This window comes from Ruegeria sp. H3 (assembly GCF_056533095.1).
The window spans coordinates 154,926-166,524 of sequence record NZ_JBQFOD010000011.1 but is presented as its reverse complement, the minus strand read 5'-3'; the positions used below and the strand labels follow the sequence as shown (position 1 = coordinate 166,524).

Below are 11,599 nucleotides of genomic sequence, written 5' to 3'. Positions count from 1 at the left end.
CGGTCTCTCCCGAGCGTCTCAACCGTCTCTCCGGCCCGTCTCCGCCATCTCTAGCGTCCCAACAACAACCTCAGCTGCGCCGGTGAAGGGGGTTCTAAGGTCTAGCGATCAGGGCCGCAAGCAGAAAATTCAGAAATCTATCAAAAAACTGAAGAAGTCATATTTATACAAATAATACAATGTCTTAGTAAGATTCAAACCTGAGTTAAAAGCACAATACTCTGTGTCTTCCAACCAGGATCAACACCAAACACGCGTTATGCACGAGGTTACCCACAGACTCAGGTTAAACTCAGGTGGAATCGGCTTGCCTTGTACGAGACAGCAGCCCTGACATCGGCAATCGCAAAACCAAAAGGCCGACAATCACCAGAAGGTACAGCAGCGGTTCGAGCTGAAAGCCCTTTGCAAGCATGATATAATGCACCCCACCCAACAGGACTGCCGGATAGACCAGCTTGTGCAGCTTACGCCAGCGCTGACCCAAACGGCGCACCGACCAGTTGTTTGACGTCATGGCCAAAGGCAGCAACAGAAGAAACCCGGCCATGCCGACCGTAATATAGGGGCGCTTTATAATGTCGGCCCAAATCTGGCTGGGCAGTTGAACGTCCAACACCAGCCAGACCAGCAAATGAAGCGTGACATAAGCAAAGGCTAAAACCCCAATCGCCCGGCGGAACTTGATCAGGTTCAGGCCAAGATGGAGACGAAGTGGAGTGATGGCCAGACCCAAGATCAACAGCTGCAACGCCAATTCGCCAAACTCATGTTCCAGCGCCTCGATCGGTTCGACCCCCAGCCCACCAGTCAGGGCCAGATAGAACACCCAAACAGCCCAGGTGGCACCAATCGCATATACAAGCCCGGAAGGGATACGACGCAGGAACGCGTTGAGAGAGTCTTTCACCTTCATATACATTGTCCTACGGTCGCGGCATTTGCACTTGGCTGCATTATGACGGAGAAACCATGTCCCTTGAACCGCTCCTTTCTGCCGGACCAGTCGTTACGCTCCACGCTGTGTTTGCGATTGCGGCGCTGATATTGGGGATTGCCCAGCTGGTGCTTCCAAAAGGCCGTGCACATCACCGAATTCTGGGGCGGATATGGGTCGCGCTGATGGCCGTCGTTGCAGTTAGCAGTTTCTGGATACATGACATTCGCACCATAGGTCTCTTCAGCTTTATCCATATACTGTCGATAGCGACATTGTACTGGCTGTTCATGGGCGTCCGGGAAGCACGGCAGGGCCATATCAAGGCTCATAAAACAGGAATGACGCTGCTGTTTTTCGGAGCCTTGATCGGCGCTGGCGCTTTTACATTCCTGCCCGGACGGGTGATGCACGCTGTTTTCTTTAGTCAATAGAACTCCTTGAGATCCATACCTTCATACAGGCTGGCCACCTCATCCTCATATCCATTGAACATGAGTGTGGGTATGCGCTTGGAGAACAACCCGCCGCCAATCTGACGTTCCGATCCCTGCGACCAGCGCGGGTGATCCACATTCGGATTCACGTTGCTGTAGAACCCATATTCGCGCGCGTTGGACATGTTCCAGCTGGTGGGCGGCTCATCTTCGGTGAGGGTGATTTTCACAATCGACTTGATGGATTTGAACCCGTATTTCCACGGCACGACCAGTCGCAAAGGCGCGCCGTTCTGGTTTGGAATCGGCCGGTCATAAATGCCAGTCGCCATGATCGTCAGCGGATGCATCGCCTCGTCCAGACGCAAACCTTCACGGTAGGGCCAGTCCAGGATCGGGAATTGAGTACCGGGCATTTCGTCGGGGCGATAGGCGGTTTCGAACGCCACATATTTCGCGCCCTCCTGCACACCTGCCATGTTCAAAAGGTCCGCCAATTCGAAGCCATTCCAGGGGATGACCATTGACCAGGCCTCGACACAGCGGAATCGATAGATGCGTTCTTCGATCGTCATCTCGGACAGAATGTCCTGAAACCCGTATTCGCCGGGGCGGTCCACCAGACCGTCAATCTGAACGCTCCACGGCTCGGTCACCAGCATATGCGCGTATTTGGCCGGGTCATCCTTGCGGGTTCCGAATTCGTAGAAATTATTGTAGCTGGTGATCTCTTCCCAAGTATTGGGCTCAAGGGCTTCTTGCGCCGCTGCGGGCCGGGCCATGGCAGCCAGCCCGACACCTGCCAACCCGGCCATCAGTTGCCGCCGGTTCAGAAATGCCGCCCGAGGGGTGACATCGGCATGTGTCAAAGTGTTGGTCCAGCGATGCGCCATTTGGGTCTCCGTCCTGTATCAGCGTCATGTGTGACGTAGTGCCCTGATAGCACAGCGCCAAGGAAACAAGCGTCACGATTGAGCGAAGTCGCTGTAACTTTCGCCCCTACCCGACCCTCCATTGCATAAGATTCAGGTCAGTTGGGCAGGTTTAGGTATAGTAAGCGAGTCGCAGTCCGATCTGCGGCGCGTGTCTGAAAATGCTGACAGGGAGACTTCATATGTGTGACATCTGCGTAATGAATGCCGTTAAAGACAAAATGCTGTCGCGGCGAAACTTCTTCAAAGCCGCGGCAGCCACAGGCGTGGCCGCAGCTGCAACCGGAGTAAGCGCGCCGGCGGCTTTGGCTGCAGGTCATGGCGGGGTTGAGGATATGACTCATACGCTCAGCCCCGATTTCCCAACTTGGGGCGGTGAGCCCGGCATCTCAGCTGAGCAGGCGTTTAACTTCGCCGACCATGGGTTCAACCTGTTCAATCTGTCGATCAACGAACACACCGGGACACATATAGATGCGCCGCTGCATTTCTCGGCGGATGGCACATCGGTCGACGAAATCCCGGTAAGCGATCTGGTTGCGCCTTTGTGCGTGGTGGATATCGCCGCACGCGCTGCCGAGGATGCCGACACCCGCGTTACACCAGACGACCTAAAGGCCTGGATCGCCGCGAACGGAGACATTCCGGATGGTGCCTGCGTCGCCATGCATTCTGGCTGGGGCAGCAAAACCGCAACGGATGAGTTTCGGAACTTCGATGGCGAGGCACAGCACTATCCCGGCTTCCATGTTGAGGCTGCACAAATGCTGATGGAAGACACCGGCGCGCGGTCAATTGCGGTGGATACACTGTCGCTGGACCATGGCATGTCCGCCGATTTCGCCACTCACTACGCATGGCTGCCTTCGGGCCGGTTCGGGATCGAGTGTCTGGCCAACCTTGACCGCGTCCCCGCTGCAGGGGCCACGCTTGTTATCGGCGCGCCGAAACACAAAGGCGGCACGGGAGGGCCCGCGCGGATATTTGCGCTGGTTTGAAGGCGACAATCAGAAATACCACATCAAAGGCTCGCCTTGTCGGTGAGCCTTTGTTGCGTTGACCCACTCAGCTGCCAGTTTTGTGCTTGACCTAAAGGTACCTTGAGCAATCACAGTGCCTTTGGAAGACCAATTTCATCAGAAAGTCCCGTTCATGCACGTGCTGACCGTCGTCGATCATCCAGACCCCAACTCATTTACCGCCGCCGCAGCACAGATGTTCATGGATGGGGCCAATGCAGCCGGTCACACAACTGAATTTGCTGACCTGCATGCCGAGGGCTTCGATCCGCGTTGGTCCATGGCGGACATAGAGGGGGACAAAGCATCCGCGCCACTCGCAGATATTAGATCCGAGCAAGCGCGGATCTCGCGCGCGGATGCCATCTGCCTCGCGTTTCCACTTTTTTGGTGGGGGATGCCGTCGATGATGAAGGGTTGGGTTGATCGCGTCTGGTCTTGGGGTTGGGCCTATGATCAATTGGACGATCGCGAAAAATCGCTACAACGACCCAGATCAGGTGTCTTGCTTATACCTGCTGGGGCAAGGTCCGACGAAATGGAAGACGCCGGATATCTGAACGCGATAGAGACACTCTGGACACAAGGCACCTTTGGGTATTTCGGGTTTTCGCCCCGTAAGCTGGAAATGCTCTATGGATCAACAGGATCGAAAGAGCGTCGCGAAGCACTTTTGGAACAAAGCTACCGCGCTGGACAGACATTGCCGGCACCTCGGCAGACCATGTCTTGATGGGTTCACAACGATACCTCAAACTCCAGTCGGGCGCTAAAGGTCAGGCATTCAACAGCGTTAGGTGCAAAAAAAGACCCGCTCACGCAGCGGGTCTTTCTGTTGATTTAGGTTTGATCAATGCACCACGGCATCATCCGGTCTGGGCCGTTCAGATGTGCCCAGCCGATCACCGATGATCAAACCATCGGCTCCGGCTGAGACCGGGACGGTTTCGCCATCCTTGATTTCACCGGCCAGCAGCGCCTCGGCCAGAGGGTTCTGCAGGGCACGTTGAATCACACGCTTCAAGGGACGCGCGCCAAAGACTGGGTCATAGCCTTCGTCGGCCAGCCATTCTTTTGCGCCATCATCCAATGCCAGTTCGATCTTGCGGGCGGTCAGACGTTTCTGCAGACGCGCCATCTGGATATCGACGATACCATCCATGTCGGCCCGCTTGAGCCGGTCAAAGATGATCGTCTCGTCCAGACGGTTCAGGAACTCGGGCCGGAAATGCGCCCGGACCGCATCCATTACATCCCGCCGTGCTTGCGCGCTGTCCGCACCTTCGGGCAACTGGCTCAGCGCCTGAGACCCAAGGTTCGATGTCAGGATGATCAGCGTCTGCTTGAAGTCCACGGTACGACCCTGACCATCGGTCAGCACGCCATCATCCAGCACCTGCAACAGCACGTTGAACACATCCGGGTGCGCCTTTTCGACCTCATCGAACAGCACGACCTGATAGGGCCGGCGCCGCACGGCTTCGGTCAGCACACCGCCTTCGTCATAGCCGACATAACCCGGAGGGGCACCGATCAGACGGGCGACGGCGTGTTTCTCCATGAACTCGGACATGTCGATGCGCACCATCGCGTTGTCGTCGTCGAACAGGAAGTTCGCCACGGCCTTGGTCAGTTCGGTTTTCCCCACACCAGTCGGGCCGAGGAACAGGAACGAGCCCAACGGGCGGTTCTCGTCATTCAGGCCCGCACGCGCACGGCGCACGGCGTTGGACACGGCGGTCACGGCGGCATCCTGACCAATCACGCGGGAATGCAGATCGTCTTCCATCCGCAGTAGTTTCTCGCGCTCGCCTTCCAGCATTTTCGAGGTCGGGATACCCGTCCAGCGTTCGACAACGCTGGCGATCTGTTCCGGACGCACCGTTTCCTCGGCCATCATGGCGTTGCTTTCGGCGTTTTCGGCCTCGGTCAGCTTTTTCTCAAGCTCGGGGATGACGCCATAGGACAGCTCACCCGCTTTGGCGAGGTTGCCTTCACGCTTGGCGATTTCCAGATCAGCCCGAGCCTTGTCGAGCTGTTCCTTCAGATCGCGCGCGCCTGCCAGCTTGTCACGCTCGGCCTGCCATTGAGCCGTCATCTCTGCGGATTGTTCCTGCAGATCGGCCAGATCCTTTTGCAAGGTTTCCAGACGATCTTTTGATGCCGCATCGTCCTCAAGCTTCAACGCCTCTTCCTCGATCTGCATCTGCAGAATCTGGCGATCCAACTGATCGAGTTCCTCGGGCTTGGAATCCACCTCCATCCGCAGACGCGACGCCGCCTCATCGACCAGGTCAATGGCTTTGTCGGGCAGAAAGCGGTCGGTGATATAGCGATGCGACAGTGTCGCCGCCGAGACCAGCGCCGAGTCCGAGATGCGCACACCGTGGTGCAACTCATACTTTTCCTTGATGCCACGCAGAATGCTGATCGTATCCTCGACGGTGGGTTCGGCCACAACAACGGGCTGGAACCGGCGCGCAAGGGCCGCGTCTTTTTCAACGTATTTGCGATACTCGTCCAGTGTGGTTGCACCGATACAATGCAGCTCACCCCGGGCAAGCGCAGGCTTGATCAGGTTCGCGGCATCCATAGCGCCGTCGGATTTGCCAGCACCAACCAGCGTGTGCATCTCATCGATGAACAGGATGATCTCACCCGCGGCCTCGGTCACTTCGGTCAGAACAGCCTTGAGGCGTTCCTCGAATTCACCACGGTATTTTGCACCAGCGATCAGCGCACCCATGTCGAGCGCCAGCAGTTTCTTGTCCTTCAGCGATTCCGGCACATCGCCGTTGACGATGCGCAGGGCCATGCCCTCGGCAATCGCGGTTTTACCAACGCCGGGTTCCCCGATCAGAACCGGGTTGTTCTTGGTACGGCGCGACAGAACCTGCATTGAGCGGCGGATTTCTTCATCCCGACCGATGATCGGATCGATCTTGCCTTCGGCCGCAGCCTCGGTCAGATCGCGCGCGTATTTCTTCAGCGCGTCATAGCCCTCTTCCGCCGAGGCACTGTCCGCGGTGCGGCCTTTGCGGATATCATTGATGGCTTCGTTCAATTTCTGCGCAGATACTGCCCCGGCCTCCAAAGCGTCCTTGGCTTTGGATTTGACCATGCAGAGCGCCATCAGCACCCGTTCCACGGGCACAAAGCTATCGCCCGCCTTGGTGGCGATCTTGGTGGCCTCGTCCAGAACCTTGGCGGTCTGGCCGTCCATGTAAATCTGACTCGCGTCACCGCTGACTTTAGGGATTTTTCCCATCGCAGCGTCTAGTGCCTCCACCACGCGGTTGGGCGCGCCGCCCGCACGTGTGATCAGGTTGCTCGCCAGCCCCTGATCGTCATCCATCAATGCCTTTAATATGTGTGTGGGTTCCAGCCTCTGGTGCCCTTCGCGCAATGCAATAGTTTGCGCCGCTTGCACGAATCCACGTGCCCGCTCGGTGAACTTGTTCAAGTCCATAGCATTCTCCTTCTAAAAGCGCCCCGGTATGATGCGCCCGCTTGGCGGCACGCGTCGATCTGGGCCTCACATTCAATCTGGGAGATATCTTTGCAGGTTCAAGAGGCTGAACCGCAGAAATCGCTACTCTCGCTGGATTGTATAAACAGTATACCCGCCGGTTTCTGCCACCTGAACAGCCCCGGTTTCATCCACCAACGATTGCGCCGCTGCGCTGCCGGTTGGGCAGGACACAAGATCCGCCGTGTGATCAAGAAAATCGATGGTAAACGCGGTCTCTCCGGTCAACTGGCACCAGTCATCTTCTGACCGATATCCACCCACCAGGCGAAGGTCGTCCGTTGTGGGTGCAGGGGCCGCCCCGACCTCTGGCGCATCAGGCGGGGTTTCATCACATGCCACCAGCGCAACAAGCACACTCAGCAAAACCAGTTTCTTCATATTCTGTCCCTTACATTGAATTCGCGTGTTCTATGCCAGACAGGTTAGCACAGAATGAAACCCGGCGCGCCCGGCATCGCAGATGGACAGCCGCGTCCGAAACCGTTAGGACGCAGACGTTTGCCAAAAAGGAGCGCCCCACTATGTCCGATGACCGCCTGATCGTAGCCCTTGATGTTCCGAACGCCCTGCAAGGGCTCGCCATGGCCGAAAGGCTGGGCGACAGCGTGTCTTTTTACAAGATCGGATTGGGGATGCTGACCGGTGGCGGGCTGGCTTTGGCCAATGAGCTGAAACAGGACCACGGCAAGCGCATCTTTCTGGACATGAAGCTGTTCGACATCGGCAACACGGTCGAAAACGCCGTGCGGGGGCTGGCGCAATTTGATCTGGATTTCTTGACTGTTCACGGCGACCCGCATGTGGTGCGCGCAGCAAAGGAAGGGGCCTCGGGCAAGGACATGAAGATTTTGGCGGTAACCATCCTAACCTCGCTGAACCGCGCTGATCTGGATGCTAGCCTGCTGAAAGCGGGCGACGTGCAGGACCTGGTCGTCGAACGTGCGGTCAGGGCATTGGAGGCCGGGGCGGATGGTGTCATCGCCAGCCCGCAAGAGGCCGCCCTGATCCGCGCCTTGCCGCAGGCCGAAGGCCGCCTGATCGTCACTCCCGGCGTGCGACCTGCGGGCGCCGCCTTGGGGGATCAAAAGCGGGTTGCCACACCCGCCAGCGCAATTGGGGATGGGGCCGATCATATCGTTGTCGGGCGCCCGATCTACCAAGCGGACGACCCAAAAGCTGCCGCCCAGGCTGTGCTTAACGAATTAAATTCTTTGACACGCCACTAGGCGCCCCTGGGAATCGAATCCAGTTTGGATCAACAATTCCGTTCATTAACTTGACCTTACGTCAATTTTTGAGCGCTTCGGTCGAACTCACGCTGTTGTCCAAAATACACACAGCTAACGGCAAGTTTTGGGCCCGACGGTTAGAAACTATCTAAATATTGCGATTTCGGTGAGTCTTGGGGGCGTAATACTCCCCAACGAACCGTTTCTTCCTGAGGTTCGTTACCTCCCCCCGCTCACGCGCGGGGGGTCTTCTTTTCGAAAACCGGGCAAGATGTCAGCCCTTTGATCGCCATCAATCGGTGATATAAAGAACACCTCATCCATTCGCGGAACGCCCGAGGACGCGTATGCCCGGTCTTTGCCGAGATTGCCTGACCACAGTTAACAACGAAACGCGTTGCCCCTCTTGCGGCAGCCCGCGTATCACGTCGCATCCGGAGTTATTTGGTCTGTCTATCGCACACATGGATTGCGATGCTTTCTATGCCTCGGTCGAAAAGCGCGACAATCCGGAACTTGCGGATAAACCCGTCATCATCGGCGGCGGCAAACGGGGCGTGGTGTCGACCGCATGTTACGTGGCGCGTATCCGGGGCGTGCGCTCGGCGATGCCGATGTTCAAGGCCCTGCAACTCTGCCCCGACGCGGAGGTGATCCGCCCGCGTATGTCGGTCTATGTCCAAGTATCGCGCGAAATTCGCAAGATGATGGACGAATTGACGCCGGTTGTGGAACCCTTGTCTTTGGACGAGGCATTCATGGACCTGTCCGGCACAGAGCGCCTGCATGGCGCGCCACCCGCGGTCATGCTGGCACGACTTGTCAAACGCATGAAGGATGAACTGGGCCTGACAGGGTCTATCGGATTGAGCCACAATAAATTTCTGGCCAAGGTCGCCTCGGACCTCGACAAACCGCGGGGGTTTTCGGTGATCGGGAAAGCCGAGACAGCCGAGTTTCTGCATGACAAACCCGTGCGTCTGATCTGGGGCATCGGGCCGGCAGCACAGGAATCGCTGGAACGCGCTGGTATTCGCAGCTTTTCCGATTTGTTGCGCTGGGATCAAGAAGCGTTGACGGCCCGGTTTGGTTCGATGGGGTATCGCCTGTGGCATCTGGCACGAGGTCAGGACAAGCGGCGCGTGTCGGCCCATGAGCCAATGAAATCGATCAGTAACGAAACCACTTTTTTTGAAGATACAGCCAGCATCGATATTCTGGACGGGCATATCTGGCGCATGGCGTTGAAAGTGTCTGACCGAGCCAAAGCAAAGGATTTGGCCGGGCGGGTCGTGACACTGAAACTCAAGAAAGCCAACCACAAGATCATAACCCGTCGGGTCTCGCTGCGCGATCCAACCCAGATCGCGGACCGGATTTACCGCACCGCGCGCGGTCTGTTTGATCAGGTCGGGGATGAGGGTCCTTATCGGCTGTTGGGTTGTGGGCTTTCAGATCTGTGCCCAGCAGATCAGGCTGACATTTCAAGCGATTTGCTGGACCCCGATGCCACACGCCGGTCGCAGGCCGAGCGCGCAACGGACAAAATTCGTGAACGCTTTGGCACCAACGCCATCGTCAAGGGCCGCGCCCTGCGCTGAGGTCTATTCGGCCGCCAGCCGCTGAGGCCGTGCGCCGACACTGGTAATCTCGGCAATGACCTGACGCAGTAGTTTGCTGAAAGCCATAAAGTTTGCGTTGGGGGCGATCTTATCCTCGTCCATATAAAGAGCGCGATCAATCTCGATCTGGATGGCATGCTGCTGGCGACCAGGCCGACCATAAGTCTGAGTAACATAAGCACCAGCAAAGGGCGCGTTACGCGCTACGTTCAGACCCGCTGCGGCAAAGGCGGCTTCAATCTGATCGACGATCTGGCCGGAAGCAGACGCGCCAAATCGATCGCCCAGAACAATCTCGGGGCGGTTCTCATGCGCTGCCCCGGCGATGGCCTCATGCGGCATCGAATGGCAATCGATCAGGATGGCCTGCCCGAACATTTCATGCGACTCGGCCAGAAGTGATTTCAGCCGCGCGTGATAAGGCCGCCAATAGCTATCGATCCGCAATCGCGCCTCATCCATGGTCAGCTTGCCCCGATAAATGGCCCGACCATTGGCCACGACGCGGGGAATCACCCCCAGTCCGGACGCGACGCGCGGATTGTGCCCCTGGCGGCGCGCGCCACTGATCAAGGCGGGATCAAGCTCCTCTGCGCTGCGATTCAAATCCAGATAGGCGCGAGGCATAGCGGCCCGGATCAACGGCGCGCCAAATTCGGAGGCCGGTGTAAACAGTTGATCTACAAAGGCATCCTCAGAAGATCTGATCGCCCTTGGGCTTAGAACCGAACGGTCCAACAGCGCCAGTGGATAGTCCCGCCCGCTATGAGGCGACGAAAACACCACACTCGAACTGCGGTTCTCGGGCATGTCCAGTATAAAGGCTGCGTTCGCCATAGCCCCTCCATTGCTGTTGCTCAACATAGACCGGAAATTTGTTCTACCAAACCCCTTGAACCCCTGAACGACTCCTTTTATAGACCCCGCTACCGGCGCGGTGATCCGCGCCCCATTTCGTTATGGGGTAGGCATCGTGACGGGAACGTGGGCGGTTAGCTCAGCGGTAGAGCACTTCGTTGACATCGAAGGGGTCACAAGTTCGATCCTTGTACCGCCCACCATCGTTTCACTGTTCCGGTTTCCGGGACCCCGACTAACCCAGGCGCTGGCCACGTCTTTGATGAAGGCGCCGCAGATTGGAGACAGACCATGAAGGTCAAGAACTCGCTCCGCTCGCTCAAGAACCGGCACCGCGATTGCCGGATTGTGCGTCGCAAAGGCCGCGTCTACGTGATCAACAAGACGCAGCGCAAGTTCAAAGCTCGCCAGGGCTGAGAACCGCGCTTATAGATTTCGAAGAAACCGCGCCGTTGAGCGCGGTTTTTTTGTTTTGAAACGCCACTTGCTGCCTGAACTATTAATCCAATCCGGCCGTCATCTGTTTCTCAAAACGCCACACTTCCATTGGGAACGCGCCTTCCGAGGTGTCGAGATTCACAACCCGCTGCCCAGCTTTGACCCAACCTGTCTTCTCATAGAACCGGCTTGCGCGTTCGTTGCCCATTGCGCAGGCCAGCCAAGCCATTTTGTGACCGGCAGCCTTGATCCGGCTTTCGGCGTCTTTAATAAGCGCTTGAGCGACACCTGAACCCCGCGCCTGTTGCGACACATACATCTGATATAGCTCGTCCTCTTTTATCATGCAGATCCCAAGCAGTTTGGAACCGTTGACAGCAATCCGGGTATCCAGAAGGTTCTCCATCGTGCGCTCCAAAAAACTATCTTTAGTACGCAGTGCACGAAGGCGGGAAGGCACGATATCAGCATGCGCGTCATGCCAGCCGGTTTCCCAGATCCTTGCGATCTGCCCAACCCATTCTTTGGTGGCGTTCTCCAGACGGTAGGTCATTTCTGAAATCTACACCCGAGGCACTGCATCAGCAAACAGCGC

12 protein-coding genes and 1 tRNA gene are annotated in these 11,599 nt (G+C 57.2%); 7 read left to right on the top strand and 6 right to left on the bottom strand.

The window, feature by feature from the left end:
* Positions 1–292 precede the first annotated feature (292 nt).
* Positions 293–916, bottom strand: coding sequence for a protein-methionine-sulfoxide reductase heme-binding subunit MsrQ (msrQ, locus tag ACR0JE_RS14360; protein WP_480864643.1), 624 nt, complete (start codon positions 914–916; stop codon positions 293–295).
* Between the two features lie 56 nt (positions 917–972).
* Here msrQ and ACR0JE_RS14355 point away from each other — a divergent pair, with 56 nt between their 5' ends.
* A complete protein-coding gene (locus tag ACR0JE_RS14355) occupies positions 973–1,371 on the top strand; it encodes a DUF2306 domain-containing protein (protein ID WP_480864642.1) in 399 nt (132 codons plus the stop codon).
* Here ACR0JE_RS14355 and msrP read toward each other — a convergent pair.
* A complete protein-coding gene (gene msrP, locus ACR0JE_RS14350; RefSeq protein ID WP_480864641.1) occupies positions 1,365–2,267 on the bottom strand; it encodes a protein-methionine-sulfoxide reductase catalytic subunit MsrP in 903 nt (300 codons plus the stop codon). The genes ACR0JE_RS14355 and msrP overlap by 7 nt on opposite strands.
* A 221-nt stretch (positions 2,268–2,488) precedes the next feature.
* Between msrP and ACR0JE_RS14345 the strand changes: the two genes are divergently transcribed.
* Together ACR0JE_RS14345 and ACR0JE_RS14340 are read left to right on the top strand one after the other, a co-directional pair.
* Complete coding sequence (locus ACR0JE_RS14345) at positions 2,489–3,304, top strand: cyclase family protein (RefSeq protein ID WP_480864640.1); 816 nt, start codon at positions 2,489–2,491, stop codon at positions 3,302–3,304.
* 154 nt (positions 3,305–3,458) lie between these two features.
* Complete coding sequence (locus ACR0JE_RS14340; protein ID WP_480864639.1) at positions 3,459–4,058, top strand: NAD(P)H-dependent oxidoreductase; 600 nt, start codon at positions 3,459–3,461, stop codon at positions 4,056–4,058.
* Positions 4,059–4,175: 117 nt separating this feature from the next.
* Here the strand turns inward: ACR0JE_RS14340 and clpB are convergent, their stop codons facing one another.
* Positions 4,176–6,794: an ATP-dependent chaperone ClpB gene (clpB, locus tag ACR0JE_RS14335; RefSeq protein WP_480864638.1), complete on the bottom strand. Its 2,619-nt coding sequence runs from the start codon at positions 6,792–6,794 to the stop codon at positions 4,176–4,178.
* A gap of 123 nt (positions 6,795–6,917) precedes the next feature.
* Positions 6,918–7,235 carry a hypothetical protein gene (locus tag ACR0JE_RS14330; RefSeq protein WP_480545151.1) on the bottom strand — a complete coding sequence of 106 codons (318 nt, stop codon included), beginning with the start codon at positions 7,233–7,235 and terminating at the stop codon, positions 6,918–6,920.
* 143 nt (positions 7,236–7,378) lie between these two features.
* Here ACR0JE_RS14330 and pyrF point away from each other — a divergent pair, with 143 nt between their 5' ends.
* Entirely contained in the window at positions 7,379–8,083 is a 705-nt protein-coding gene (gene pyrF, locus ACR0JE_RS14325; protein WP_480545152.1) for an orotidine-5'-phosphate decarboxylase, read from the top strand.
* 350 nt (positions 8,084–8,433) lie between these two features.
* Positions 8,434–9,687, top strand: coding sequence for a DNA polymerase IV (locus ACR0JE_RS14320; protein ID WP_480864637.1), 1,254 nt, complete (start codon positions 8,434–8,436; stop codon positions 9,685–9,687).
* 3 nt (positions 9,688–9,690) lie between these two features.
* On the opposite strand, the gene ACR0JE_RS14315 is transcribed toward ACR0JE_RS14320, so the two are convergent.
* Complete coding sequence (locus ACR0JE_RS14315) at positions 9,691–10,545, bottom strand: N-formylglutamate amidohydrolase (RefSeq protein WP_480864636.1); 855 nt, start codon at positions 10,543–10,545, stop codon at positions 9,691–9,693.
* A gap of 149 nt (positions 10,546–10,694) precedes the next feature.
* Here ACR0JE_RS14315 and ACR0JE_RS14310 point away from each other — a divergent pair.
* Both ACR0JE_RS14310 and ykgO read left to right on the top strand, forming a co-directional pair.
* A tRNA-Val gene (locus ACR0JE_RS14310) sits at positions 10,695–10,769 on the top strand.
* 88 nt (positions 10,770–10,857) lie between these two features.
* Positions 10,858–10,983 (top strand): type B 50S ribosomal protein L36, encoded by a 126-nt coding sequence (gene ykgO, locus ACR0JE_RS14305; RefSeq protein WP_008755722.1) that lies wholly within the window; start codon positions 10,858–10,860, stop codon positions 10,981–10,983.
* Between the two features lie 82 nt (positions 10,984–11,065).
* Here the strand turns inward: ykgO and ACR0JE_RS14300 are convergent, their stop codons facing one another.
* Positions 11,066–11,557 (bottom strand): GNAT family N-acetyltransferase, encoded by a 492-nt coding sequence (locus ACR0JE_RS14300; protein ID WP_480864635.1) that lies wholly within the window; start codon positions 11,555–11,557, stop codon positions 11,066–11,068.
* Between the last annotated feature and the right edge of the window lie 42 nt (positions 11,558–11,599).

Bases quoted from the DNA above. Each gene is read 5' to 3' on its own strand.
- msrQ (WP_480864643.1), bottom strand. From the start codon at position 916: ATGAAGGTGAAAGACTCTCTCAACGCGTTCCTGCGTCGTATCCCTTCC.
- ACR0JE_RS14355 (WP_480864642.1), top strand. From the start codon at position 973: ATGTCCCTTGAACCGCTCCTTTCTGCCGGACCAGTCGTTACGCTCCAC.
- msrP (WP_480864641.1), bottom strand. From the start codon at position 2,267: ATGGCGCATCGCTGGACCAACACTTTGACACATGCCGATGTCACCCCT.
- ACR0JE_RS14345 (WP_480864640.1), top strand. From the start codon at position 2,489: ATGTGTGACATCTGCGTAATGAATGCCGTTAAAGACAAAATGCTGTCG.
- ACR0JE_RS14340 (WP_480864639.1), top strand. From the start codon at position 3,459: ATGCACGTGCTGACCGTCGTCGATCATCCAGACCCCAACTCATTTACC.
- clpB (WP_480864638.1), bottom strand. From the start codon at position 6,794: ATGGACTTGAACAAGTTCACCGAGCGGGCACGTGGATTCGTGCAAGCG.
- ACR0JE_RS14330 (WP_480545151.1), bottom strand. From the start codon at position 7,235: ATGAAGAAACTGGTTTTGCTGAGTGTGCTTGTTGCGCTGGTGGCATGT.
- pyrF (WP_480545152.1), top strand. From the start codon at position 7,379: ATGTCCGATGACCGCCTGATCGTAGCCCTTGATGTTCCGAACGCCCTG.
- ACR0JE_RS14320 (WP_480864637.1), top strand. From the start codon at position 8,434: ATGCCCGGTCTTTGCCGAGATTGCCTGACCACAGTTAACAACGAAACG.
- ACR0JE_RS14315 (WP_480864636.1), bottom strand. From the start codon at position 10,545: ATGGCGAACGCAGCCTTTATACTGGACATGCCCGAGAACCGCAGTTCG.
- ykgO (WP_008755722.1), top strand. From the start codon at position 10,858: ATGAAGGTCAAGAACTCGCTCCGCTCGCTCAAGAACCGGCACCGCGAT.
- ACR0JE_RS14300 (WP_480864635.1), bottom strand. From the start codon at position 11,557: ATGACCTACCGTCTGGAGAACGCCACCAAAGAATGGGTTGGGCAGATC.